This window comes from Ruegeria sp. H3, from assembly GCF_056533095.1.
Genome location: NZ_JBQFOD010000004.1, coordinates 117,161 through 141,483 on the forward strand (window position 1 = coordinate 117,161; position 24,323 = coordinate 141,483).

Annotated in this window: 21 protein-coding genes; 14 read left to right on the forward strand and 7 right to left on the reverse strand. The window is 58.6% G+C overall.

Annotation, left to right across the window (positions count from 1 at the left end):
• Positions 1 to 103 precede the first annotated feature (103 nt).
• Positions 104 to 640, forward strand: coding sequence for an SRPBCC family protein (locus tag ACR0JE_RS06655; RefSeq protein ID WP_480826209.1), 537 nt, complete (start codon positions 104 to 106; stop codon positions 638 to 640).
• 10 nt (positions 641 to 650) lie between these two features.
• Here the strand turns inward: ACR0JE_RS06655 and ACR0JE_RS06660 are convergent, their stop codons facing one another.
• On the reverse strand, positions 651 to 1,253 hold the full coding sequence (locus ACR0JE_RS06660) for a helix-turn-helix domain-containing protein (protein ID WP_480863587.1): 603 nt from the start codon (positions 1,251 to 1,253) through the stop codon (positions 651 to 653).
• A 147-nt stretch (positions 1,254 to 1,400) separates the two neighbouring features.
• On the opposite strand from ACR0JE_RS06660, the gene glyA reads away from it, so the two are divergent.
• The 9 genes from glyA to ACR0JE_RS06705 all read left to right on the forward strand — a co-directional run bounded on the left by glyA (position 1,401) and on the right by ACR0JE_RS06705 (position 12,445).
• Positions 1,401 to 2,654, forward strand: a complete 1,254-nt coding sequence (glyA, locus tag ACR0JE_RS06665) for a serine hydroxymethyltransferase (RefSeq protein ID WP_480863588.1) — start codon at positions 1,401 to 1,403, stop codon at positions 2,652 to 2,654.
• A gap of 11 nt (positions 2,655 to 2,665) precedes the next feature.
• Complete coding sequence (lpdA, locus tag ACR0JE_RS06670) at positions 2,666 to 4,048, forward strand: dihydrolipoyl dehydrogenase (RefSeq protein WP_480863589.1); 1,383 nt, start codon at positions 2,666 to 2,668, stop codon at positions 4,046 to 4,048.
• A gap of 14 nt (positions 4,049 to 4,062) precedes the next feature.
• A complete protein-coding gene (lipA, locus tag ACR0JE_RS06675; protein ID WP_480863590.1) occupies positions 4,063 to 5,007 on the forward strand; it encodes a lipoyl synthase in 945 nt (314 codons plus the stop codon).
• 24 nt (positions 5,008 to 5,031) lie between these two features.
• Positions 5,032 to 6,405, forward strand: coding sequence for an alanine/glycine:cation symporter family protein (locus ACR0JE_RS06680; RefSeq protein ID WP_480863591.1), 1,374 nt, complete (start codon positions 5,032 to 5,034; stop codon positions 6,403 to 6,405).
• Between the two features lie 77 nt (positions 6,406 to 6,482).
• The gene (locus ACR0JE_RS06685; RefSeq protein ID WP_480550561.1) at positions 6,483 to 6,905 is read left to right on the forward strand and encodes a universal stress protein; all 423 of its coding nucleotides are present in this window, start codon (positions 6,483 to 6,485) and stop codon (positions 6,903 to 6,905) included.
• A gap of 16 nt (positions 6,906 to 6,921) precedes the next feature.
• The gene (gene gcvT / locus ACR0JE_RS06690; RefSeq protein ID WP_480863592.1) at positions 6,922 to 8,016 is read left to right on the forward strand and encodes a glycine cleavage system aminomethyltransferase GcvT; all 1,095 of its coding nucleotides are present in this window, start codon (positions 6,922 to 6,924) and stop codon (positions 8,014 to 8,016) included.
• Between the two features lie 17 nt (positions 8,017 to 8,033).
• The gene (gene gcvH, locus ACR0JE_RS06695) at positions 8,034 to 8,399 is read left to right on the forward strand and encodes a glycine cleavage system protein GcvH (RefSeq protein ID WP_170430849.1); all 366 of its coding nucleotides are present in this window, start codon (positions 8,034 to 8,036) and stop codon (positions 8,397 to 8,399) included.
• A gap of 112 nt (positions 8,400 to 8,511) precedes the next feature.
• The gene (gcvP, locus tag ACR0JE_RS06700; protein ID WP_480863593.1) at positions 8,512 to 11,367 is read left to right on the forward strand and encodes an aminomethyl-transferring glycine dehydrogenase; all 2,856 of its coding nucleotides are present in this window, start codon (positions 8,512 to 8,514) and stop codon (positions 11,365 to 11,367) included.
• 82 nt (positions 11,368 to 11,449) lie between these two features.
• On the forward strand, positions 11,450 to 12,445 hold the full coding sequence (locus ACR0JE_RS06705) for a helix-turn-helix domain-containing protein (protein WP_480863594.1): 996 nt from the start codon (positions 11,450 to 11,452) through the stop codon (positions 12,443 to 12,445).
• Between the two features lie 15 nt (positions 12,446 to 12,460).
• On the opposite strand, the gene ACR0JE_RS06710 is transcribed toward ACR0JE_RS06705, so the two are convergent.
• The gene (locus ACR0JE_RS06710) at positions 12,461 to 13,327 is read right to left on the reverse strand and encodes a LysR family transcriptional regulator (protein ID WP_480863595.1); all 867 of its coding nucleotides are present in this window, start codon (positions 13,325 to 13,327) and stop codon (positions 12,461 to 12,463) included.
• 97 nt (positions 13,328 to 13,424) lie between these two features.
• Here ACR0JE_RS06710 and ACR0JE_RS06715 point away from each other — a divergent pair, with 97 nt between their 5' ends.
• Both ACR0JE_RS06715 and ACR0JE_RS06720 read left to right on the forward strand, forming a co-directional pair.
• Positions 13,425 to 14,735, forward strand: a complete 1,311-nt coding sequence (locus ACR0JE_RS06715) for an aminotransferase class I/II-fold pyridoxal phosphate-dependent enzyme (protein WP_480863596.1) — start codon at positions 13,425 to 13,427, stop codon at positions 14,733 to 14,735.
• 41 nt (positions 14,736 to 14,776) lie between these two features.
• Positions 14,777 to 16,291, forward strand: coding sequence for a DUF1254 domain-containing protein (locus tag ACR0JE_RS06720; protein ID WP_480863597.1), 1,515 nt, complete (start codon positions 14,777 to 14,779; stop codon positions 16,289 to 16,291).
• 41 nt (positions 16,292 to 16,332) lie between these two features.
• Here ACR0JE_RS06720 and ACR0JE_RS06725 read toward each other — a convergent pair whose 3' ends face one another.
• The gene (locus ACR0JE_RS06725; protein WP_480863598.1) at positions 16,333 to 17,418 is read right to left on the reverse strand and encodes a TIGR03032 family protein; all 1,086 of its coding nucleotides are present in this window, start codon (positions 17,416 to 17,418) and stop codon (positions 16,333 to 16,335) included.
• 394 nt (positions 17,419 to 17,812) lie between these two features.
• Here ACR0JE_RS06725 and ACR0JE_RS06730 point away from each other — a divergent pair, with 394 nt between their 5' ends.
• On the forward strand, positions 17,813 to 18,712 hold the full coding sequence (locus ACR0JE_RS06730) for a type IV pili methyl-accepting chemotaxis transducer N-terminal domain-containing protein (RefSeq protein WP_480863599.1): 900 nt from the start codon (positions 17,813 to 17,815) through the stop codon (positions 18,710 to 18,712).
• A gap of 156 nt (positions 18,713 to 18,868) precedes the next feature.
• Here the strand turns inward: ACR0JE_RS06730 and ACR0JE_RS06735 are convergent, their stop codons facing one another.
• The 3 genes from ACR0JE_RS06735 to ACR0JE_RS06745 all read right to left on the reverse strand — a co-directional run bounded on the left by ACR0JE_RS06735 (position 18,869) and on the right by ACR0JE_RS06745 (position 22,236).
• On the reverse strand, positions 18,869 to 19,891 hold the full coding sequence (locus tag ACR0JE_RS06735) for an aspartate-semialdehyde dehydrogenase (RefSeq protein ID WP_480863600.1): 1,023 nt from the start codon (positions 19,889 to 19,891) through the stop codon (positions 18,869 to 18,871).
• Positions 19,892 to 20,003: 112 nt separating this feature from the next.
• Positions 20,004 to 21,041, reverse strand: coding sequence for a glycosyltransferase family 4 protein (locus tag ACR0JE_RS06740; protein WP_480863601.1), 1,038 nt, complete (start codon positions 21,039 to 21,041; stop codon positions 20,004 to 20,006).
• A gap of 22 nt (positions 21,042 to 21,063) precedes the next feature.
• Positions 21,064 to 22,236: an MFS transporter gene (locus tag ACR0JE_RS06745; RefSeq protein WP_480543562.1), complete on the reverse strand. Its 1,173-nt coding sequence runs from the start codon at positions 22,234 to 22,236 to the stop codon at positions 21,064 to 21,066.
• A gap of 137 nt (positions 22,237 to 22,373) precedes the next feature.
• On the opposite strand from ACR0JE_RS06745, the gene ACR0JE_RS06750 reads away from it, so the two are divergent.
• On the forward strand, positions 22,374 to 23,516 hold the full coding sequence (locus tag ACR0JE_RS06750) for a DUF3095 domain-containing protein (protein WP_480863602.1): 1,143 nt from the start codon (positions 22,374 to 22,376) through the stop codon (positions 23,514 to 23,516).
• 2 nt (positions 23,517 to 23,518) lie between these two features.
• Here the strand turns inward: ACR0JE_RS06750 and ACR0JE_RS06755 are convergent, their stop codons facing one another.
• Entirely contained in the window at positions 23,519 to 24,289 is a 771-nt protein-coding gene (locus ACR0JE_RS06755; protein WP_480863603.1) for an HpcH/HpaI aldolase family protein, read from the reverse strand.
• Positions 24,290 to 24,323: the final 34 nt, after the last annotated feature.

Consider the following 24,323-nt stretch of genomic DNA (forward strand, 5'->3'; position numbering starts at 1 on the left):
GTCCCATCAGGAACATTGAACATGGCTCGGATCAGACCTCTGATTCCGGGCCATTTTTTGATATGATCCCGTCAAATAGTATTTTTGGAATCGGATCGGACCCATGAGATTTATCAAACGTCTTTTTGTCTTTCTGCTTGTGATTGTCGTGGCGCTTGTGGGCGTCTCTTATCTGCTGCCTGGAAAGGCCGAGGTGTCTCGTTCAATCACCATCGACGCCCCGGCTGAGGCGATCTTTCCTTACGTGAACTCCATGCAAGAGACCGAACAATGGTCCCCGTGGCTGCATCGCGATCCCGAAACCAAACTGTCCTATTCCGGTCCGGAGGCCGGAGTTGGCAACACCCTGAACTGGAGTTCGGACCACCCTCAAGTTGGCACCGGATCGCAGGAGATTGTTGAGAGCATTGAAAACGAAACCGTCCGCACGGCGCTTGATTTCGGCCCGATGGGGACGGCAATGGCTGCGTTTGTCCTGCAGCCCGAAGGTGGGCAGACTCAGGTCACTTGGGGTTTTGAAACTAATCTGGGCCTCAATCCCATGTCGCGCTGGATGGGCCTGATGATGGATAGTTGGGTCGGTGGCGACTACGAGCGCGGTTTGTCGAACCTGAAGGTGCTTGTTGAATCGCAGGGGTGATCCGGGCGGCTTACTCCAAGGACACCCACAAAACGCGAGCGTCTTCTTCGCTGGTCGAGATACAGCCATGCCCCATGCCGCTGTCGTAATACAGTGAGTCCCCAGCTTTCATCGGCAGGGGGCGATAGTGTTCGGACAGAAAGGTCAGCTCTCCGCTGATGACATACAGGAACTCTTCCCCACTGTGCCTGATCCAGTTCTCGAATTCGGATAAATCGCGGGCTTTGATGGTCGCAATGTAAGGCAGCATGCGTTTGCTGGTCAGTTCCGGGCACAAAAGCTCGTGCAGATAGGTGGGGGTGTCCCGCATCTCACCTTCACCTTTTGGGGTGAAATCCCGTCGACCCGCGATCCCAGTTTGACCTGATTGCAGGAACAATTGCGGGGTGCTCATATCCAGCGCCTGAGTCAATCGCCGCACGATATCAAAACTTGGCCGTGTCTGGTTGTTTTCTATCTTGGACAGCGTCGAACGACCGATTCCCGCGGCGCGCCCGGCTTCCTCCAACGTCCACCCTTTGGCACGGCGTGCGTCTCGGATCGTGCGTCCCAAGGCTGCGCCGTCATCCTCTTCCTCCGGTCCGACGGCGTCATTCAGGCTGTCATCGACCATAGAAACCTCCCTGGTTTTCCGTAGGTTAACGATTTCCACGACCTGACACAACTTCACAAAATTGAGATGGGTATTGCCATCTTTTACAAAATTCCCCTATAGGAAACAAAGTTTCGTACTTGAGATTCGAGCGCGAGAGAGGAAAATATGTTCACAACATCGCTTAAGGATGCTGACCCGATCATCGCCGCTTCGATTGATCGCGAGCGCCAGCGCCAGGCTCAGCAGATCGAGCTCATCGCATCCGAGAACATCGTCTCGCAGGCCGTGATCGATGCGCAGGGTTCCGTGCTGACGAATAAATATGCAGAAGGCTACCCCGGTCGTCGCTACTATGGCGGCTGCGAGTATGTGGATGAAGTCGAGGTTGAGGCAATCGAACGGCTCAAAAAGCTGTTCGGCTGCGAATACGCGAACGTCCAGCCGCATTCCGGGGCTCAGGCCAATGGTGCAGTCAAACTGGCGTTGCTGCAGCCCGGTGACACCATTCTGGGCATGTCGCTGGACGCAGGTGGTCACCTGACCCATGGCGCGAAACCCGCGCAGTCTGGCAAATGGTTCCGCCCGATCCAGTATGGTCTGACCGGTGAAGGCCTGATCGATTATGATCAGGTCGCTGAACTGGCCAAAGCAGAAAAGCCGAAGCTCATCATCGCAGGCGCATCGGCTTATTCGCAAAAAATCGATTTCGCGCGGTTCCGCGAAATTGCCGACGAAGCTGGTGCATGGCTGCTCGCTGACATGGCTCATATCGCGGGCCTGGTTGCGGCTGGGCTGCATCCCTCGCCGATCGGCCATGCGCATATCGTGACGTCGACGACGCATAAGACACTGCGCGGTCCGCGTGGCGGGATCATCCTGACAAATGACGAGGCGCTGGCTAAAAAGATCAACTCGGCTGTGTTTCCCGGGCTTCAGGGCGGCCCATTGATGCACGTGATCGCCGGTAAAGCCGTCGCATTCGGGGAAGCACTGAAACCTGAGTTCAAGGACTATATGCAGCGCGTCGTGGACAGCGCGGCGGCGCTGGCCGATGTGATGATGGCGCGGGGATGTGACATCGTTTCGGGCGGCACGGAAAACCACCTGATGCTGGTCGATCTGAGGCCGCTTGGCGTGACCGGAAAAGACGCCGAGGCCGCGCTGGAGCGGGCCGGGTTCACCTGCAACAAAAACAGTGTTCCGGGTGATCCGGAAAAACCGACGATCACGAGCGGCATTCGGCTGGGAACGGCCGCTGGATGTAGCCGCGGGTTTGGCCCGGAGGAGTTCACCCGGATTGGCCACCTGATTGGCGACGTTCTGGATGCCCTGCGCGAGACGCCCGAAGGCAATGCCGCTGTCGAGGCAGAGACTCGCGAAAAAGTCCGCGACTTGTGCGCCAACTATCCAATCTACTGAAAGAACACCCAATGAGCATTTACGATCTCATCGTCATCGGGGGCGGCCCCGGCGGTTATGTTGCTGCGATCCGCGCGGCTCAACTGGGTATGAAAGTGGCTTGCGTGGAAGGGCGTGGGGCGCTGGGCGGAACCTGTCTGAATGTGGGGTGCATCCCCTCCAAAGCGTTGCTGACCTCCTCGGCCAAATATGCCGAGCTTGCACATCTCTCCTCCCATGGCGTTGCGGTTGAGGGGGCCAGCATCGACGTGCCCGCGATGATGGGGCGCAAGGACAAGATCGTTGGCGATCTGACCAAGGGCATTGGTTTTCTATTCAAGAAGAACGGCGTTGAGCTGATCGAAGGCTGGGCCAGCATTCCCGCCGACGGGCAGGTGCAGGTTGGCGACGACATCTATGAGGCCAAGAATATCCTGATCGCCACAGGGTCTGAGCCGACACCGCTGAACGGTATCGAGATCGATGAGCAGGATGTTCTCAGCTCAACCGGTGCCTTGGCGCTGGACACGGTGCCGGATCATCTGGTTGTCGTCGGGGCAGGGGTGATCGGGCTTGAGTTGGGTCAGGTCTGGGCGCGTCTTGGAGCCAAGGTCACAGTGGTTGAGTATCTGGACCGTGTCCTGCCCGGTATCGACGGCGAGATTGCGAAACTGGCGCAGCGCGCGCTCATCAAACGCGGCCTGAAGTTCCAGTTGGGACGCGCGCTGAAGGCCATTGAAAAGTCTGAAACCGGATTGACGCTTACTCTGGACCGGGTCGGCAAAGACAAGGAAGCGGTGATCGAAGCCGACAAGGTTCTGATCGCCGTCGGACGCCGGCCCGTCACGCGCGGGTTGGGGCTGGAAGAATTGGGGATAGCTCTTGACCCGCGCGGCTTTGTTCAAGTTGACAACAGCTTCCGCACATCGGTTCCCGGCATCTATGCGATCGGGGACTGCGTCCCCGGACCGATGCTGGCCCATAAGGCCGAGGAAGATGGCGTTGCCTGCGTTGAGATGTTGGCAGGGCAGGGCGGCCATGTCGACTACAACACCGTGCCGGGCGTCGTTTACACCGACCCTGAGGTTGCCTCGGTCGGTGTGACTGAAGAGGCGCTGAAAGAAGCCGGTGCCGAATACGCAGTCGGCAAATTCGCGTTCATGGCCAACTCGCGCGCGCGGTCGACAGGTGAATCCGACGGCGCGGTCAAGGTTTTGGCGGACCCGAACGGCAAAATCCTGGGTGCGCATATCTGCGGTGCCCATGGCGGTGAGCTGATTGCCGAACTGGTTCTGGCCATGACCAAAGGCGCAACCGTGTCCGAGGTCGCCTCCACCTGTCATGCGCACCCAGCCATGGGCGAGGCGGTCAAAGAAGCCTGCCTCGACGCCATGGATCGCGCGATCCACGCGTAAGAAGGAGCCACCAGATGACCATCCAGCTTCGCCCCCGCCACCCCGAAAAGGCCAAAAAAGCCGACAGCGTCATTCCGCGCAAGCCTAAGTGGATTCGCAAGAAAAAGGGCGATGGCGCCGAGTATTATAAGACCCGTCGCTTGATGCGAGAGCATAACCTCGCCACGGTCTGCGAAGAAGCCGCCTGTCCGAATATCGGCGAATGCTGGTCCAAACGTCACGCCACCATGATGATCATGGGCGAGGTCTGCACCCGTGGTTGTTCCTTCTGCAATGTTGCCACTGGTCGGCCGGACGCATTGGATGTGTTCGAACCGGGCCGTGTTGCGGCCGCTGTAAAAAAGCTGGGGCTTCGTCATGTGGTGATCACATCGGTCGATCGTGATGATTTGGAAGACGGCGGTGCCGAACACATCGCGCAGACCATCCGAGCAGTGCGTCACCAAAACCCTGAAACTACCGTCGAAGTTCTAACTCCGGACTTCTTGGGAAAAGGGACTTCTGCAGATCTGGTATTTGAAGCAGCGCCGGACGTTTTCAACCACAATCTGGAAACTGTGCCGAATCTTTACCCGACGGTTCGTCCCGGCGCGCGGTACTATACGTCTTTGCGCCTGTTGGACGACGCCAAGCGCGCAAACCCTGAGATCTTTACGAAATCCGGCCTGATGGTCGGCCTTGGCGAAAGCCTCAGTGACGTCCGCCAAGTGATGGATGATCTGCGCGCCGCAAATGTCGATTTCCTGACAGTCGGGCAATACCTGCAACCGACCCCGAAACATCACCCGATCGACCGATTCTGGTCACCGGAAGAGTTCGCCCAGCTGGAGCAGATCGCGCGCTCCAAGGGCTTTTTGCACGTGTCGGCCACCCCGCTGACCCGTTCGTCGTTCCACGCGGACGAAGACTTTGCCGCTCTCAAGCAAGCTCGCCAACGAGCAAATGCCGCCGGGGCATAACCAGACGCACTAGGGAGGAATACCATGGAAGCGTTAAATTCAATCGTAGGGGCCATCAATGGCGTCGTGTGGGGGCCGCTGATGCTGGTTCTCATCCTTGGCGTCGGCTTCTTCTTGCAGGTCGGGCTGAAATTCATGCCGATCCTGCGCATTGGCACGGGCTTCAGCCTGTTGTTCAAAGGCCGGGAAGGTCAGGGCGAAGGGCAGATCAGCCCGTTCAACGCGCTGATGACCTCGCTGTCGGCAACCATCGGTACAGGTAACATCGCTGGTGTGGCCACTGCTGTCTTCCTGGGCGGTCCAGGCGCCTTGTTCTGGATGTGGATGACCGCCCTGGTGGGCATGGCCACCAAATATGCCGAAGCTGTTCTGGCGGTGAAATACCGTGAAAAGGACGAGCTGGGTAACTTTGTCGGCGGCCCGATGTACTACATCAAGAACGGCCTCGGCGCGAAATGGGCCTGGCTGGGCGTTGCATTTGCCTTGTTCGGCGCTGTTGCGGCCTTTGGCATCGGCAACGGCGTGCAGGCAAACGGCGTGGCGCAGGTTCTGGAAGCCAACTTTGGCCTGAACACCTCGGTCACCGGCTTGGTTCTCATGGTCCTGACCGCAGCCGTGATCCTGGGCGGCATCACTCGCATCGGTGCGGTTGCCGGTAAACTTGTTCCGTTCATGGCCATCGCCTACATCATCGCCGGCCTGCTGGTTCTGCTAATCAACATCGGCAACATCGGCTCTGCCCTGTCGCTGGTCTTCACTCACGCCTTCACCCCGTCCGCCGCCGAAGGTGGCTTTGCCGGTGCAGCCGTCTGGGCCGCCATCCGCTTTGGTGTGGCACGGGGTGTTTTCTCGAACGAAGCCGGTCTGGGTTCCGCCCCGATCGCACATGCCGCGGCCGAGACCAAAGGTCCGGTTAATCAGGGCCTGATCGCGATGCTGGGTACCTTCATCGACACCATCATCGTCTGCTCGATCACCGGTCTGGCGATCATCGCGTCGGGTGCCTGGACATCGGGTGAATCCGGTGCGGCGTTGACTTCGGCCGCGTTCGAATTGTCGCTGCCGGGCATCGGTGGGTATCTGATCGCCATCGCTCTGTCGATCTTTGCCTTCACCACCATTCTTGGCTGGTCGTTCTACGGCGAGAAATGTGTCGAGTTCCTGCTGGGCGTCAAATCGCTGCTGCCCTACCGCATTCTGTGGATCGTTATGATCTACTTCGGCGCAACTGCAGATCTGGGCTTCATCTGGCTGCTGGCAGATACGCTGAACGCCATGATGGCTATTCCTAACCTGATCGCCCTGGCCCTGCTGAGCCCGATCGTCTTCAAATTGACGAAAGAGTTCTTCGCCTCGGGCGGCAAGTCCGAAGAGCCGGACGCAACACCTGCCGAGTAGTCTGGGATGAAATGACCGGGGGGCCATCCCGGCCCCCCGGCCTCGAAACAAAACTCTAAGTCACGAGGAGAGACATGATGGCGACGAAAATCCTGCTGCCCATTGATCACACCGATGACCGGTCGTGGACAAACGCCCTGCCACTGGCGCAAGAACAGGCGAAGTTCTACGGTGCCGAACTGCACGCCGTCGCTGTCATCCCCGAGATTATCCAGCTGCCGAACCTGCCCGCGAACTATGGCGCTGGTGCCAAGGATCATGTCCGCAGCGCGGTTCAGGCCATTCTGGATCACACTGATGCCTCCGATGTGGCGATCCATATCGAAGAAGGCAGCGTTTACCGTGAAATCCTGAAACTCGCCTACAAAGAGGGGTTTGACCTGATTGTCATGGCCTCCACCAAGGGCGACTTCCCGAACTATGAAATTGGCCCGAACCTGGCCCGAGTCGTGCGCAATGCACATTGCAACGTCATGGTTGTTCGCGATCAGTGCCGCTAATCGAAAGGTTGGAATTATGTCTGAACTAAAACGCACTCCCTTGTACTCTCTTCATGTTGAGTTGGGTGGAAAGATGGTTGATTTTGCGGGATGGGAGATGCCTGTTCAGTATCCGTTGGGGATTATGGGGGAGCATAAGCAGTGTCGTGAGAAGGCGGCGGTGTTTGATGTGTCTCATATGGGTCAGGTGATTTTGCGGGGTGAGAATGTGGGGGAGAAGCTGGAAGCTTTGTGCCCGCAGGCTTATGCGACGCTGAAGGAAGGCAAGGCGCGGTACGGGTTCTTTACCAACGAAGACGGTGGGATCATGGATGACCTGATCGTGTCGAACGCGGGGGATCATTATTTTGTGGTGGTGAACGCGGCGCTGCGGCATCAGGACATTCCACATATGCAGGCGAACCTGGACGGCGTTGAAGTGACCGAGATCTTCGACCGGGCGCTGGTGGCGGTGCAGGGTCCCAAGGCCGAAGACGTGGTGGGTGAGCTTTGCCCTGCGGTGCGCGAGTTGAAGTTCATGGAAACCACCGTGGCGGATATCAACGGCGTCGAATGCCGTATCTCGCGGCTGGGTTATACCGGTGAGGACGGGTATGAGATCTCGATCCCCGAGGACAAGGCCATTGAGATCACCAAGGCGTTTCTGGCGCATGAGGATTGTGAGCCGGCCGGTCTGGGCGCGCGCGACAGCCTGCGGCTTGAGGCGGGTCTGTGCCTCTATGGCAATGACATTGACCAGAGCACCTCGCCGATTGAAGCCAGCCTTGGCTGGGCCATTCAGAAGCGCCGCAAGGAAGAGGGCGGCTTCCCGGGTGCCGATCGCGTGCAGAAAGAACTGGCCGAGGGTGCCGCGCGCAAGCTGGTGGGCATCAAACCCGATGGCCGCGCCCCGGCGCGTCAGGGTGTCGAGATCCAGTGCAGCAGTGGCAACACCATCGGTCGGATCACCTCGGGCAGCTTTGGCCCCACGGTGGGTGGCCCGGTTGCGATGGGCTACGTGTCCGCCGGTCACGGTGAGCCGGGCGAGAAGGTGAACCTGATCATCCGGGGCAAGGCGCAACCGGCGCAGATTGTGGCGCTGCCCTTTGTCACCCAGAATTACAAGCGTTGAAGCCAGGAGAGAGAGACATGGCAACCTATTATTCCGAAGAGCATGAATGGCTGATGGTCGAGGGCGACACCGCCACGCTGGGCATCACCAAACACGCGGCTGAACAGCTGGGCGAAGTGGTCTTTGTTGAGCAGCAGGAAGTGGGCGACGAGTTCGAGAAAGACGGCGAGATCGGCGTGATCGAATCCGTCAAAGCGGCCTCGGAACTTTATGCGCCGGTCGATGGCGAGATCACGGAAGTGAACGAAGCGCTGGCCGACAATCCCGGCGCGCTGAACGAAGACCCCGAGGGCGAGGCCTGGATCTACAAGATCAAGATCACCGACGCGTCGCAGCTGGAAGATCTGATGGATGAGGCCGGCTACAAGGCCTTCATCGGCTGATCCAGACCGGAGCCCTGTATGGGGCTCCGCCCATTCGGGCCGGACCGGCTCGTCATGTATCGGAGGCCTGCGCGGTCTCCGCCCGACCTGACTTATTCACAGGAGCGCAACGATGGCCTTCAAATTGACCGATTACGAAGCCTATGACTTCGCCAACCGCCGCCATATCGGGCCCAGCCCGACCGAGATGCGCGACATGCTCAAGGTGATCGGCTTCAAGACGCTGGACCAGCTGATCGACGCCACCGTCCCGCCCGCGATCCGCCAGAAAGAGCCGCTGGACTGGGGTCCGGCGATGACGGAACGCGATGCGCTCTTTCACATGAAAGAGGTGGCGAGCAAGAACACCGTTCTGACCTCGCTGATCGGTCAGGGCTATTACGGCACCACGACGCCTGCGCCGATCCTGCGCAACATCCTGGAAAACCCGGCCTGGTACACCGCCTATACGCCCTATCAGCCCGAGATCAGCCAGGGCCGTCTTGAGGCGCTGTTGAACTTCCAGACCATGGTCAGCGACCTGACCGGGCTGGACGTGGCGAACGCGTCCTTGCTGGACGAAGCCACAGCAGCTGCCGAAGCCATGGCGATGGCCAAGCGCGGCGGGCGTTCGAAAGCCAATAACGCGGCCTTCTTTGTCGACAAGAACTGCCACCCGCAGACTATCGCGGTGATCAAAACCCGCGCCGAACCTCTGGGCATCGACGTGCAAGTCGCCGATCCCGATACGCTGGATGCGGGCGCGGTCTTTGGCGCGATCTTCCAATATCCCGGCACCCACGGCCATGTGCGCGACTTCACATCGGAAATCGCGGCGCTGCATGAACACAAAGCCATTGCCATCGTGGCCGCTGACATCCTGTCGCTGGCCCTGCTGAAGTCACCGGGTGAGATGGGCGCGGATATCGCCATCGGCTCAACCCAGCGCTTTGGTGTGCCGATGGGCTATGGCGGCCCGCACGCGGCTTATATGGCGACCACCGACAAGCTGAAGCGCTCGATGCCGGGCCGGATCATCGGTGTGTCGATCGACAGCCGCGGCAACAAGGCCTACCGTTTGTCGCTGCAAACCCGCGAACAGCATATCCGGCGTGAGAAGGCGAACTCGAATGTCTGCACGGCGCAGGCGCTGCTGGCGGTGATTGCCTCGATGTATGCGGTCTATCACGGCCCTGATGGCATCAAGGCCATCGCGCAATCGGTACACCGCAAGACCTCGCGTCTGGCGGCCGGTCTGGAAGAGGCGGGCTTTGCCGTGGAACCGGAAGTGTTCTTCGATACGATCACGGTTGAGGTCGGTCCCCTGCAGACAACAGTGATGGAGGCCGCCGTCGCGCGTGGTGTGAACCTGCGCAAGGTTGGCGAGACGAAGGTGGGCATCAGCCTGGACGAACAGACCCGCCCCGAGACCATCGAGGCCGTCTGGGGTGCCTTCGGCATCGACCGCACCGATGACAGCTCGAACGTTGCTTATCGCCTGCCCGATTACGCGCTGCGGGAAAGCGAATACCTGACCCACCCGATCTTCCACCAGAACCGGGCCGAGGCCGAGATCACCCGCTATATGCGCCGTCTGGCCGACCGCGATCTGGCGCTGGACCGGGCGATGATCCCGCTGGGGTCCTGCACCATGAAGCTGAACGCCACGATCGAGATGATCCCGGTCACCTGGCCCGAGTTCGGCAATCTGCACCCGTTTGTGCCGCAAGATCAGGCGCAGGGCTATCACGAGATGATTGCCGATCTGAACGACAAGCTGTGCCAGATCACCGGCTATGACGCGATCTCGCAGCAGCCCAACTCGGGCGCACAGGGGGAATATGCGGGTCTCTTGACCATCCGCAACTATCACTTCGCCCGGGGGCAGGGTCAGCGGAACGTCTGCCTGATCCCAACCTCGGCGCACGGGACCAACCCGGCTTCGGCCCAGATGGTCGGCTGGCAGGTTGTGCCGGTTCTGGCGGATGAGAATGGCAATATCGATCTGAACGACTTCCGCGCCAAGGCCGAGAAGCATTCCGATCATCTGGCCGGCTGCATGATCACCTACCCCTCGACCCATGGCGTGTTTGAGACCACCGTGCAAGAGGTCTGCCAGATCACCCATGATCATGGCGGTCAGGTCTATATCGACGGGGCCAACATGAATGCCATGGTGGGTCTGTCGCGTCCGGGAGACATTGGCGGCGATGTCAGCCACCTGAACCTGCACAAGACCTTCTGCATCCCCCATGGCGGCGGCGGCCCCGGCATGGGCCCGATCGGCGTCAAGGCGCATCTGACTGAGCACCTGCCCGGCCACCCGGAATACGGCACCGCCGTTGGTCCGGTCTCGGCGGCACCCTTTGGCTCGCCGTCCATTCTGCCGGTCTCGTGGGCCTATGTGCTGCTGATGGGCGGCGCGGGTCTGACGCAAGCGACCAAAGTGGCGATCCTGAATGCCAACTATATCGCCGCGCGGCTCAAGGATGCCTATCCCATCCTCTACACCTCCGAGACCGGTCGTGTGGCGCATGAATGCATCCTCGACACCCGCCCCTTGGACGCCGCGGCGCATGTGACCGTCGACGATGTGGCCAAGCGCCTGATCGATTCAGGCTTCCATGCGCCGACCATGTCCTGGCCGGTGGCAGGCACCCTGATGGTCGAGCCCACGGAATCGGAACCCAAGGCCGAGCTGGACCGCTTCTGCGACGCCATGCTCTCGATCCGATCCGAGGCGCAAGACATCATCGACGGCACCATCGACGCGGAAAACAACCCGCTGAAAAACGCCCCCCACACGGTGCGCGATCTGGTCGGTGACTGGGACCGCCCCTACACCCGCGAACAAGCCTGCTTCCCGCCGGGCTCCATGGGCGTCGACAAATACTGGTCTCCCGTCAACCGCGTCGATAACGCATATGGCGACCGAAACCTCATCTGCACATGCCCACCCATGACCGAATACATGGAAGCCGCAGAGTAAAAACACCCCCCCAAGGGGGGGTACCCACAGGCAGCAGAGCGCTTCCTGCTCTCTGCCACTCAAACCAGAAGTGTCATGACATATGAAACACTACGTCCTGCGTAACGAACCCGAAAACAAGGCAAGCGCCTTTGCAGCGGTGTCTGAGCGGGTTCAATATGTTGATGTCATTTTGCACCCGAATGCATCCCGCGCGACGGCAGAGCTGGCGTTGGATTTCTACCGGGCTCTGAACGGTTTGATGGAAAATCAGCGCTACGTTGTCACTCTGCGCGCTCTTGCCGAGGATAAGGTCGGTGGGCCGTTGTATTGGGCCGGGCGGACGGCTGTTATCTGGGGGGATCTGGAGGACAGCTGGAATCTGACCGGCTCGCAAAAACATTGGGCGACCCAGGTGCTGAACCTGGCGCCTCGGGTTGTACTGGTTGGGGGCGCTGTGATGCTGCTGGCCCAGGCCAGCGGCTGTGACGGGCATATCGCTGCGATACATTCCAGTTTTCAGGCGGCAGCGTCAGAGCATGGTATAAGAAGTTGTGGTGCCTCAACGTATCTTTCACTCAACGGGCGATGGCACAGCGCCAACACACGCATCAGCGCTCTGCGCCTGCTGGCCGATTTAGTGTCGAGGGATCATGGCGAACATCTTGCAGATGCGGTACGCAGATATGTCGGTCTGGAGGAGCCAAAACAGGCAGTAGAAAGCCAGACCGCCAATCGGCTTGTTCGCAGATCTGGTGGGGACGAACTGGTCATCCTGACTCTGTCGACCATGCTGGAGCATATCGAGGAGCCTCTGAGTATCACTGACCTATCAAAGGCGGTCGGCGCCTCGACCCGTCAACTTCAGAGACGATACCTGTATAAAACAGGAGCAACGCTTCTACATACGTATAAAGAGCTTCGTATAGAGAGAGCTATTGACCTGCTGAGGCAGACCGACATGTCGTTGGTCGAAATAGCAGCTGCAACCGGGTTTTCCTCGCGTGCTGCCATGTCGCGCGCTTTGTTCGAACAGTGCGGATCGCGGCCTGAGGACATCAGGACCCGCCGCTATCTTGGATATGCTGCGGGTTCGTAGAACCAACTGCGGCCTTTATCTACACAGAAGATCGATGACATGATCAATTTCCGGATGGCGCCGGGACCGATGTGGACGTTCGATCACCAGGGCTTTGCCGGTTTTATGACTGTGCTCGGACAAACGGCTGAGCTGCTGCGCATCCAGCGCCTGCGCAACCAGCGCAGCATGCCCCATCAGCACCCCCGCGCCTGATTTCGCTTCTTCGACCGCCAAGGCATAGAGCGAGTACCGAGGGCCGCGTGCCGGATCGCCGATGTCGATACCGGTGGCGCCTGACCATGCTGGCCAATCGCTGTCCCAGGTCTGATCGTGCAGCAGCGGCGCCGTTGAAAGATCGATACCCTGCGCCAGCTTAAGCGAGCAAACCGGAAAGATGATGTCGTCTTCGACGATGATCTGATCTTCGGTTTCGTCGGGCAGGGATATGAAGATGGACAAATCAAACAGATCCCTGGACAGGCTTGGGGGGTTCTCCATCGCCGTGACGGATATGTTCAGATTGGGATGCAGGTCACGCAATCGACCCAGACGGGGCGGCAACCAAAGCTGCGCGACTGATGGCAGTGCGGCAATGTGAACTTCGGGGTTGGGTGCCAGATTACGCAGATTTTGGGTTGCAGCTGCCAGAAGATCGAAAGCCTGTGTGAAATCCTCGGTCAACAAACGACCGGCGGTAGATAATGAAACGCCTTGTGCGCTGCGTTCAAACAGGCTGGTGCCGGACCACGCCTCAACAGCTTTGACATGCTGTGACACCGCGCCTGCGGTGACACCCAATTCCTCGGCTGCCGCAACGAAACTGCCCAGACGGGCGGCAGCCTCGAAGGCGCGCAATGCGTTCAGGGGTGGCCCTTTGGGTCGTCCGGGAAGAACTGCCATGTGTTAGCCTTAGTTTTTCTAGGGCAAGAAATAGCAGAACTGATTTGCATTGTCATGCAGACCGTCCATTCTGAAGCCGAGCAAGGAGTATGCAGCAATGACAATAGACATAAGATCCTGGGTCCCGGACGCCAGTGAAACGCTTGTGCAGCAGATCGCAGCGACCACCGCGCGCAGCACCTCGGCCGTATTGCTTGACCGGATCGAAGACCTGGCGAACCGGAACCGCGAGATTCATGAGAAAGAGTGTTTCAACCTCAATCCAGCCACCAACGTCATGAACCCGAGAGCCGAGGCGCTGCTGTCTTCGGGTATCGGGTCGCGCCCTTCGCTTGGATATCCGGGCGACAAATATGAGATGGGCCTTGAGGCCATCGAAGAGATCGAGGTGATCGCCACCCAGCTTTGTGCCGAGGTTTTCAACGCGCGTTTCGCGGAAATCCGCGTGCCGTCGGGCGCGATTGCAAACCTTTATGGCTTTATGGCCACGTGCAAACCGGGTGACACGATCATCGCACCCCCTGCGTCGATTGGCGGTCATGTCACGCATCATTTGGCGGGCTGTGCGGGTTTGTTCGGGCTGCGTACTGTTGAGGCACCAACTGACGCAGATGGATACACCATCGATCTGGATCAACTGCACGTGATGGCGAAACGCGAACGACCCAAACTGATCACGGTCGGAGGCAGCCTCAACCTGTTCGAACATCCGGTCAAAGAGATACGCGCCATTGCCGATGAGGTTGGTGCCAAAGTGATGTTCGACGCCGCGCATCAGTGCGGGATCATCGCAGGCAAGGCGTGGCGAGACCCGCTGGCTGAAGGGGCGCATCTGATGACAATGAGCACCTACAAAAGCCTTGGCGGCCCTGCCGGTGGGCTGATTGTCACCAATGAAGCTGATCTGGCCGAGCGTCTGGACGCAATCGCGTTCCCAGGAATGACGGCCAATTTCGACGCAGCGAAATCTGCTGCGCTTGCGGTCACTATGCTGGATTGGCGCGATTTCGGGGCCGACTATGCGGCACAGATGATCGCAATGGCACAAGCGCTTGCCGAGCGCCTGAATGACAATGGCGTACCTGTCTTTGCTGGCCGAGAGGGTTTCACCTGCTCCCACCAGTTTGCTGTCTTGGCCAAGGCGTTTGGCGGCGGGCAAACAGCCTCCAAAACCCTGCGACAGGTAGGTTTTCTGGCCTGTGGCATCGGCCTTCCGGCGCCAGAAGTGCAAGGCGATATGAATGGCTTACGCATAGGCACCCCGGAACTGGTAAGGTGGGGCATGACAGCGAATCATGCAGACAGGCTGGCCTTACTGATCGCGCGCGGCTTGAAGGGCGATGACGTAGGTGCAGAGGTCAGCCACTGGCGGCATAGTTTTGACAGCCTATCCTTTGTCCATGCCTAACTTTGACCGTATTTGGTTTCCCAATCGAGGGGGGACATTGAATGACATTGCCAAAGCCTACCGGATCATTGGCTGCCGTCGTTGTGGCGTTGCCAATCATCGTGGCCGCAGAGGTCACACAAGAACAACTGGATGCGATATCGACGCCGAATGAGGTCGAAACCTCAATTGGAACACTCAAGTTCATCGACGGCGCTCCGCTGCCGGAAACATCAACGCTGGTCTATGATTATCTCGACCGCGCTAGAGGTGTTGATGCGTTCCTCAAAGGCATCCCGGCTGCGTCTGTCTATATGTTGATCGAAGGTGTTAAGCCTTTGGGTGCGGTCGAGGCGCACCAGGTTGGTATCTTTGATCGGTTGATGGATCCCAATTCTTTGTTCCTCACTGGCAATAGCTCGACCATGTATGTGATGCCAAACCTTGAATTGGACCGCGATGGGCCAACGGTTGTCGAGGTGCCGCCGGGTGCATTGGGGGCGTTTAATGATGCCTATTTCCGATACATCAGTGATGTCGGCCCGGCTGGTCCGGACGCAGGGAAAGGTGGCAAGTATCTTGTTCTTCCACCGGGCTATGAAGGGGACGTGCCTGACGGCTATTTCGTTGTGCAATCACCCAGCTATACGGTTTGGACCTTCATGCGTATGTCCGTGGCCGACGGTCTGGAGGCCGCATATAACAATGTCGCCGAAAACCTGCGCGTCTACCCACTGAGCAAGGCGGAAAACCCGCCTGCGCTGGAACTGATTTCGATGTCCGGTCAATCCTTCAACACAATCCATGCGAACAATTTTCAGTTCTACGAAGAGCTCAACGCGGTCGTACAGCGTGAACCAATCGATCTGTTCCCAACAGAAACGCGCGGCCTGTGGGCATCCATCGGGATTGAAAAGGGTAAGCCGTTTGAACCTGATGCCAGAATGCGCGCTATTCTTGAGGACGCCGTGGCCATTGGCAACGCCGCTGCGCGATCCATTGTCTGGCATCCGCGCATAGACCGGAATCTGGCTGGCTTGCAAACCTTTGAAGGAATGAACTGGAATTCAGCATTCCTGAATCAGGATGTCTTTTTCAATGGCCCGGACGATGAGACGATGAACACTGATGCGCGGGTTACCTTCCACTATCCCTACACAGCCGTCACACCCGCGATGGCCAAACCAAGGCCGGGTGTCGGGTCGGATTACAGAATCGCCTATCTTGATGCGGCGGGTGAGCCGTTCGACGGGTCGGCGACCTATATGGTGACTCTGCCGCCCAATCCGCCCGCTGAAGATTTTTGGGCCTTCACGCTCTATGACGCTCAAACCCGGTCGATGTTGCAGACAAACCAGCCGCTGCCGTCCATCGACAGCATTCAGAACGATCCGTTACTTAATGAGGACGGGTCGATCGATGTGTATTTCGCTCCAACGGCACCAGAAGGTTTCGAGGAGAACTGGGTCCAGACCATCCCCGGAAAAAGCTGGTTCACCATTCTGCGGATGTACGGACCACGGCAAGAATGGCTGGATGGAGAGTATATTCCGGGTGAAATCACGCGGGTCAAATAGCATTTGGTGCAGGTGCTCAGGCCGTGGCGACGGCCTTTGCTCTAGGTTGACCCCGCTTCATCCCAGGTGATCAGGCTCGCCGCTTCGGCGCTGCCAGGGCTGACCGTCATGGGCGTTGCAAATCCTGGTATGATCTCGACGTCATAGAGTTCCGCGATCGCGCCATCGATGCGGAACCAGTCGACACAGGTGCCGCTGGCAAGGTCGATGATCTGCAGGCCACACCACGCGTCGCTGTCTGCGGCGTCCAGCCGATCTGCCAATGGCAGCCCTTCGAACCGTTTGTAGCGCGGCTTGGACAGACCGACGAAAGCATATCCTTTGTAGAACCGCAGCCCGCGCAGGAAACCCGGGCAAAAGACAATTGGTTTGAACTGGCCCGGCGCGTCGTTCTCCAACCCGTCCACATAGCCAAGCTCACCGGTGCCAGAGTTCAGAAGCCAGAGCTTACCATCATACCAGCGCGGCGAATGCGGCATCGACAGGCCCCTGCACACAACTTGGTTGTTCTGGACGTTAATGGCCACGCCTCCATCAACGCGGCGATCTCTCCACCCGTCAATCGTGTTGGATTGGGATACGGCAGTGATATAGGCGGGCTGGCCGTCGCGCATGGCCATCCCATTCAGGTGGCACCGGTCCTCATCCACGATCTGAGTGATCGACGGAGGGGTCCAGACAGGTACGAAGCTGTGGCGCTTGGACAAGGTCGCCAGGCAGTTGAAACGGGTGTTCACAAAGACGGGGGCACCATCTGTATCCAGCCCGATATCATGAACATCCAACTCACCAACACTATGTATAACCCGAGGCATAAAACAGGCATCGAAGACGTTGTTGATGCGCTCATGCGGGGCGAGAATGTTCTCGAACCTCAGAATTTGGGCGCCCCCGGCCAGCGTCAGCCCGCCTTGGCCATCATAGTGCAGCCCCATGGGTTTTGGCATGGCCGACTGATGTACATGCAACGACCCGTCGACACCGCGCCCCATATGGTACAGCAGCCCGGATTGGTAGGAGGAAAACGCAAGCGAGCATCCCAACCGCGCCAGCCGATCCACCAAACCCCGGGACTGGCTGTATTCGACGGCGTCCTGTTGGTTTTGTTCGGAGGCTGTGTTGGTCATAGGGTTCCTCGGGGCCTTCTGTTTGAGCCGATGTGGTCGATTGTGGGCCTGAGACTTATCCAGACCACCTGATTTCTAAACACGCACCCGGTGAATGCAACAACAGGGGTTTCAGGCTGGTGTACCCGTCAGGGTGATTTATCAACAGAAAAACCCGTCTGGGCCAAGTGGATCGCGCGATCCGTTGATATCAACCTGTGCAAAAAGCTGAAGGGTCGATGGTGGACACAACCCAGTACGGAATCCCTGGCTGATCCGGTCGATCAGCGTGTGAATCTGCTGATCCCAGGCGCGAAAAGTCACTATATTTTCTTATTTTCAACACTACGCTGGGACATTTGCGGCGCTTGTTGCTCGATATGCACATGCAAAAGCAGCAGGGTTAGGAAGAAAAATGAGTATCGATCGTCGTGTTTTCGTCACTGGGACGCTGGGACTTGGGCTAACGGCATTCTTGCCGGTTGGTGGCTACGCGTTTGCAATGGCCGCAGGTCAGGTGGTGCACCGCATTCTGGCCGCTCAAAAGCTGAGCTTTCTGACCGAGAAGGTCGCAAAAGCAACCGTATTGCTGAGCATGGGTGCCGAAGCCGACAAGGCTCTGACTGAACTACAACAAGCGCATGATGAATTTGACGATATTCTGCTTGGTTTCAAAGAGGGTAAGGGATCGTCCGGCATCGATCGCGAACGGTTCTACTCGGTCAACAAAGCGCTTGAGGAAGTTGCCATCTTGTGGGCGCCCTATCGGATCGCGGTTGAGGATATTTTTGCCACCAAATCCGTGAATGACGCGCAATTGACCATGATCGTGGGCGATGTGGAACCTCTGGAAGAGGCCAACCACGTGGTCGTTCGCAAGCTGGAAGCTGCCTATGGCGAGGTCAATATCGAACCGTCCATGGCCTTGGCCCTGGAGTTTGCGGGTCGGCAGCGGATGATCACGCAGAAAATCTGCAAGGAAATCGCCCTGGCCGCGACAGGAAAAGACACGGCGGAACACCACGAGAAGTTCAAGAAGAACGCCGCGAAATTTGGCAAGATCGTCGACGCGCTGATTGATGGCGGCAATGACTATATCAAGATGTCCACGCCTCCAAGCGACGCCTCGCTTGCAGCGTTGAAGCAGGTAGAGGCCCATTGGGCCGAGCTTCAGCCCACAGTCGAAGCTTTGGACGCGGCAGATGTTCCCAGCCTTGATGACGTTTTGCATTTCTGCGCCGAGATGGATGTGCTTGGAAACGAATCCGAACGGGCAGTTCTACTGTATGAGGATGCTATCAAGACCTGGTCCTGATCTGGGTCGCTCGGACCGGCGGTTTAATCGACTACCGCTCTCTTCAGATTTTGCACGCCACTGTTTGAATTCGCGCTTTTGCGCTGTGTTCAAACAAAAAAGAAGCCCCGCAGGTGATACTGCGGGGCTTCGGATATTCTTATCAGGGTGGTTTTCTTACCCCTTTTTCAGAACCTCACGGCCAAGAAGCTCGGCAATCTGAACTGCGTTCAGTGCGGCACCTTTGCGCAGGTTGTCCGAGACGCACCACAGGTTCAGGCCGTTCTCAATCGTCGAGTCCTGACGGATGCGGCTGATGAACGTGGCGAAATCGCCGGCGCATTCGATGGGCGATACATAACCGCCATCTTCACGCTTATCGATCACCATGATACCCGGGGCCTCGCGTAGGATGTCGCGGGCCTCGTCTTCGTCCAGGAATTCCTCGAACTCGATATTCACGGCTTCGGAATGGCCGACAAACACAGGTACACGGACACAAGTGGCTGTGACTTTGATCGACGGATCGACGATCTTTTTGGTCTCGACAACCATCTTCCATTCTTCCTTGGTCGAGCCGTCTTCCATGAAGACGTCGATCTGCGGAATGACGTTGAAGGCGATCTGTTTCTGGAACTTCTTCGGCTCAACCTCGGTCGTGGGGTTGTAGATGGCTTTGGTTTGATCCCAAAGCTCATCCATGCCCTCTTTACCGGCACCCGAAACCGACTGATAGGTCGACACAACAACACGCTTGATCTTGGCGCGGTCATGCAGCGGTTTCAGCGCGACAACCATCTGCGCGGTCGAGCAGTTGGGGTTGGCGATGATGTTCTTGTTTTTGTAGTCGTGGATCGCTTGCGGGTTACATTCTGGCACGATCAGCGGAATCTCCGGATCATAGCGATAGAGCGAGCTGTTATCGATCACCACGCAACCTGCCGCGGCCGCTTTTGGGCCGTAGGTCTTGGTTGCGTCCGAGCCGATGGCAAACAGCGCCATGTCCCAGCCGGTGAAGTCGAATGTGTCGATGTCTTTGGTGGTCAGTGTCTTGTCGCCGAATGTCACCTCAGTCCCCAGCGAACGACGGCTTGCCAGAGCGGCAATTTCATCGATCGGGAACTGGCGTTCCGCCAGGATGTTCAGCATTTCGCGGCCCACGTTACCTGTGGCGCCGGCGACAACGACGCGATAGCCCATTTCATGTCTCCAAAGTTAAGGACGCGCGTTCATAGCCGCGTTGCAGCAAAGAAAAAAGAGCTTTCGGATCGGTTTTCGATGAATGACGCGGATTTGAGGCGTTCACCGCACTCTAATCGGCGTCCAGCAGAGATCGATAGACCTTTACGATGGCTTCCGCCTCGCCTTCGATTCGAAAATTCCGCTCCACATGGGCGCGAGCGGCCTGTCCGGCGGCAGCCAGTTGGGCCGGGTCGGACAGCATCTGATCCAGCGCTTGGGCCAATGCCGGGGCATTGTCTTTTTCAACCAGCCGCCCGGTTTCGCCATCCTTAATCTGGGCGCTAAAGGCCCCTACGCCGTGACAGGCAATCGCGGGCACGCCCGAGGCCATTGCCTCAAGCGGGGTCAGCCCGAACCCTTCGTGGCGGGCAGGGGCGATGAACAGATCGAGGGCGCGGTAGGTCTCGATAATCTCTTCCCACGGGCGTTCGCCGAGGAAATGCACACGGTCAGCTAGACCTGCGGCTTGTAGTTTGGATTCCTGTTCGGCTTGAAACCCTTCGAATTCGCTGGTGGCGCGGCCGGTGAAGATGATGTGGGCATCGGGGTGATTGGGCAGGACGTTCAGTGCGCCGTCAACCAGCAGATCAACGCCCTTCTGAGGGCGAATGCGCCCGAAACAACCGATCAGGGTGCCACTGGGTAAGCCCAGCTTGTTGCGCAGTGTTTGTTTGTCGGTCGCTGGATGGAACAGTTCGGTGTTTACGCCATGCATGATGACGGTTGACGGGTGTTGCAGAAACGAGGCCGCCTGCGGCGTTGTCGCGATCAGCGCGTCCATTTGCGAGATCAGTGTCTTGGTAAACCCCGAATGATCCCGTTGCGCGGCAGAGGTGAATAGCAGTTTCAGATTGCGCCGCAGGACCTTGCGCAGAAACAGCCCCATCAGCATTTCGGTATTGCGTCGCGCGTGCCAGACCCGGCAGGTGCGGTTCGACAGGAACGGAACCTTGATCAGGCGGATATGCGGCAGGTCTTCGGGCAGGCCGGGACCGGTAGCGACGATCCCGATCATCTCTTTCTGGATCGGCAGCAGGCGGATGACCGTGGTTGTGACCCCGGACAGGCTGTGTTTCAGGTTGGGTGCGATCACCTCGATATCCTGCACGGGCCGTTCCTCCGGTTTCCAATCAGTCCAGGCTGTCCCGGCTGAATAGATAGATCACGCAGCCAATGGCAAGGGTCACGGCAAAAAAGCTGAAGATGGCCAGATAGGGCGCGGTGGCTCCGGTAGCGGCGTTTGCCGCATGGATACGCCCGGTCACGAATTGTGCAATGCCGACGCCTCCGATTCCAAACAGATTCAGCAAGGTGACCCCACGCCCAATCAGATGCGGCGGCACAAAGGCGCGGCCATGGGCCATGATAACCGGAAAGCTGGCCCCCAGAAACCCAATGACTGCCAGCAGCAGGACCGAGACCCAGACCGCGCTGTCGATCCACACACACAGCAGACCCAAAGCCGCAGCGCCCAGCGCGTTGCCGCCGAAGATCACCCATTTCCGCGTGCCCAGAATGCGATCCAGCGGACCGTAGGCAAAGGTCCCTGCAATCATCGCGGCCCCCATGATCAGCGTTGCAGTGCCGATCTGGGTGGTGCTGAGCCCAAAGACATCGTTCAGATAAGGACCGGCCCATAATCCACGCAGCGCGGCCGAGGGGGCGTAAGCCACCAGCATCAAGGGCAGGATCAGCCATAAGGCGGGTTCTTTGAGCAGGTCCAGAACCGATCCCTTATGCTCGGTTTCAACCTTGGCCGGGTCGCGCACGCTGATCCAGATGCCAAGGGCGACAACTGCAGAAACCAAAGCCAGGCCCAGCAGGGTGGCACGCCAGCCCAGTATTTCAGCCGCAAGAGCGGTTGGGTAGGAAGCGACCAGATTGCCCACCGATCCCACGCCCAGCATCACTGCTGCAAGCGTGGCAAACCGGGCGGGCGGATACTCGCGTGCAAAGATGAAATACGACGCCATCAGAACCGGAGAGCACCCAACCCCAATCAGCGCCATCGCAATACTGACGTGAACGGCGGACGTGGCCACGGCAAACACAACCGCCCCACCTGCACCGCCGACCAGCAGCAATACAGCAGCGGTCAGGCGCGGGCCGACCCGGTCCAGCGCCCAGCCGACCGGGATTTGCATGGCCGCAAAGACCAAAAACCAAAGGCCCGAGGCAAAGGCCAGATCTTCGGGCGTGGCGCCGATGTCGCGTTCCAGATCAAGGCTCAGGACCGCAAGGAACGCGCGAAAGAACTGGCTGAGGACATAGGCCAGACACAGTACAACCAGCCCAGATTTCATCTAACGTCCCCTTCAAATCTTGCGATCACTCCTTGGCATGTTGTGGTAAAACGCACAAGCGCGTGTAGAATGTTGCAGGTAACAGACATTGATCACGTTTGAGCTATCTGACCATTCAATTCAATCTGAGGGGGACCATGAAAGACCTCCATTCTGCATTTTACGAAAACCTGCCGCTGCTGCGCGATTTCAATCAGCTGGCGGATCCGTCCTCGTTTGCGGCTGTCCCGGATGAATGGGTTCTGGGCGTTGCCGATATCGTCGACTCGACCGGAGAGATTGCGCGCGGACGCTACAAGACCGTGAACATGGTGGGCGCGGCTGTGATCTCGGGCATGATCAACACGATGGATGGCAAACTGTTTCCTTATGTCTTTGGTGGAGACGGTGCCGGGCTTGCCGTGCCGCCCAGTGCCGCCGATCAGGCCCGCCAGACGCTTGCCGCGCTACGGCGCTGGGCTGAGGAAGAGTTTTCGATGCCGCTGCGGGCGGCGTTGGTGCCCGTGGCAGAGCTGCGCCAGGCGGGAAAGGATTTGCGCGTGGCCCGATATGCGCCATCGAACGGGGTCGACTATGCCATGTTCTCAGGCGGTGGTTTGGCCTGGGCCGAGGCACAGATGAAGGCCGGAGAGCATCAGGTGCCGCTGGCCGAGCCGGGTAGCCAGCCAGATCTGACTGGTCTGTCCTGTCGCTGGTCCAACAGCCCGGCGCAGCATGGGCGCATTGTCTCGGTTGTTGTGCAGCCCACGGCACAGGCCACCGAGCGCGACTTTGCCGATCTGGCGCAATCGGTCCTGCGTGCTTCGGACGGGTTGGACCGCGCAGGTCACCCAGTGCCTGAAAACGGACCGCCCATGACATGGCCGCCACCGGGTGTTGATCTGGATGCGCATGTATCGCGAACCGGTCGCAATCTGTTGCTGCAAAAGCTGATGCTGCTGGGTCAGAACCTGCTGATTGCGATCCTGTTCTGGACCAATAAGCGTATGGGTCAGTTCGAGCCCGAGCACTATAAGCGGATGGTCAGTCGCAATGCCGATTTCCGCAAATTCGACGATGGGCTGAAGATGACGCTGGATTGCGACGATGCCACGCTGCACCAGATCGAACATATGCTGGAAGAGGCGCGAGGTCGCGGCAAAATCAGATTTGGCCTGCATGCACAGGATGAGGCGATGATGACCTGCTTTGTGCCCGCCGCCACGCGAGATGATCACGTTCATTTCGTTGATGGTGCATCCGGCGGGTATGCGCAGGCGGCGGCTTTGATGCGGGGCTAGTGCTAGCAGGACTTCCATCGCGCCGACAGTGCGCGCGCTGCGTTGGCCAGAAGCATGACATCTATGCCAACCGCCAGGAACAGTGGATCCATGTCCAGATAGGCTTGGGTTGCCTCATCATTGGTGCCCAGAATCCCCGGCGCTTTGCCTGCGGCCCTGATCCGTTTCATCGCGTCGGCGATGGTTGCGCGCACTTCGGGCGCGGCGCTGTTGCCCTGATAGCCCATATCGGTCGACAGATCAGCGGGCCCGATAAAGACTCCATCAATCCCGTCGACCTGTAAAATTTCGTCCAGCGCAGCCATTCCAGCTCGGTTTTCTACTTGCACCAATAGGCAGATTTCCTGATCGGCGGTCTGTATGTAGTCTTGGGTTGATCCATACATCGTCGCCCGCGCGGATGTCGCGCCAACACCGCGTGCACCCTCGGGTGGATAACGGCAAGCACGTACCAGCTTTCGTGCCTGTTCTGCGCTTTCCACAATCGGCACCAGAATGGTCTGCGCGCCCGCATCCAGAACCATCTTGATCAGCCAGGTCTCACCCACCGGGACGCGGACGACGGGATGAGACGGGCTGTTGGCTAAGGCGATCAACTGATCCCGGATCGACCGGATATCATTGGGCGCGTGCTCTCCATCAATGACCAGCCAGTCGAACCCTGTGGTTCCCATAACTTCGGCAGTGGTGGGTTCGGCAAAGCTCATCCAGCAGCCGATCTGCCGTTGGCCCTGTGCCAGAGCCTGTTTGAACGTGTTCTTTGGGGCGGGCATTTTGCGCTGTCCTGTATGAGACTCTTGAGATTCT

Excerpts from the sequence above, each read along its gene's own strand:
- ACR0JE_RS06655 (WP_480826209.1), top strand. The coding sequence starts at position 104 with ATGAGATTTATCAAACGTCTTTTTGTCTTTCTGCTTGTGATTGTCGTG.
- ACR0JE_RS06735 (WP_480863600.1), bottom strand. The coding sequence starts at position 19,891 with ATGGGCTATCGCGTCGTTGTCGCCGGCGCCACAGGTAACGTGGGCCGC.
- ACR0JE_RS06680 (WP_480863591.1), top strand. The coding sequence starts at position 5,032 with ATGGAAGCGTTAAATTCAATCGTAGGGGCCATCAATGGCGTCGTGTGG.
- ACR0JE_RS06715 (WP_480863596.1), top strand. The coding sequence starts at position 13,425 with ATGACAATAGACATAAGATCCTGGGTCCCGGACGCCAGTGAAACGCTT.
- glyA (WP_480863588.1), top strand. The coding sequence starts at position 1,401 with ATGTTCACAACATCGCTTAAGGATGCTGACCCGATCATCGCCGCTTCG.
- ACR0JE_RS06685 (WP_480550561.1), top strand. The coding sequence starts at position 6,483 with ATGGCGACGAAAATCCTGCTGCCCATTGATCACACCGATGACCGGTCG.
- ACR0JE_RS06745 (WP_480543562.1), bottom strand. The coding sequence starts at position 22,236 with ATGAAATCTGGGCTGGTTGTACTGTGTCTGGCCTATGTCCTCAGCCAG.
- ACR0JE_RS06750 (WP_480863602.1), top strand. The coding sequence starts at position 22,374 with ATGAAAGACCTCCATTCTGCATTTTACGAAAACCTGCCGCTGCTGCGC.
- ACR0JE_RS06705 (WP_480863594.1), top strand. The coding sequence starts at position 11,450 with ATGAAACACTACGTCCTGCGTAACGAACCCGAAAACAAGGCAAGCGCC.
- ACR0JE_RS06725 (WP_480863598.1), bottom strand. The coding sequence starts at position 17,418 with ATGACCAACACAGCCTCCGAACAAAACCAACAGGACGCCGTCGAATAC.
- lipA (WP_480863590.1), top strand. The coding sequence starts at position 4,063 with ATGACCATCCAGCTTCGCCCCCGCCACCCCGAAAAGGCCAAAAAAGCC.
- lpdA (WP_480863589.1), top strand. The coding sequence starts at position 2,666 with ATGAGCATTTACGATCTCATCGTCATCGGGGGCGGCCCCGGCGGTTAT.
- ACR0JE_RS06710 (WP_480863595.1), bottom strand. The coding sequence starts at position 13,327 with ATGGCAGTTCTTCCCGGACGACCCAAAGGGCCACCCCTGAACGCATTG.
- ACR0JE_RS06755 (WP_480863603.1), bottom strand. The coding sequence starts at position 24,289 with ATGCCCGCCCCAAAGAACACGTTCAAACAGGCTCTGGCACAGGGCCAA.
- gcvT (WP_480863592.1), top strand. The coding sequence starts at position 6,922 with ATGTCTGAACTAAAACGCACTCCCTTGTACTCTCTTCATGTTGAGTTG.
- ACR0JE_RS06720 (WP_480863597.1), top strand. The coding sequence starts at position 14,777 with ATGACATTGCCAAAGCCTACCGGATCATTGGCTGCCGTCGTTGTGGCG.
- ACR0JE_RS06660 (WP_480863587.1), bottom strand. The coding sequence starts at position 1,253 with ATGGTCGATGACAGCCTGAATGACGCCGTCGGACCGGAGGAAGAGGAT.
- gcvP (WP_480863593.1), top strand. The coding sequence starts at position 8,512 with ATGGCCTTCAAATTGACCGATTACGAAGCCTATGACTTCGCCAACCGC.
- ACR0JE_RS06730 (WP_480863599.1), top strand. The coding sequence starts at position 17,813 with ATGAGTATCGATCGTCGTGTTTTCGTCACTGGGACGCTGGGACTTGGG.
- gcvH (WP_170430849.1), top strand. The coding sequence starts at position 8,034 with ATGGCAACCTATTATTCCGAAGAGCATGAATGGCTGATGGTCGAGGGC.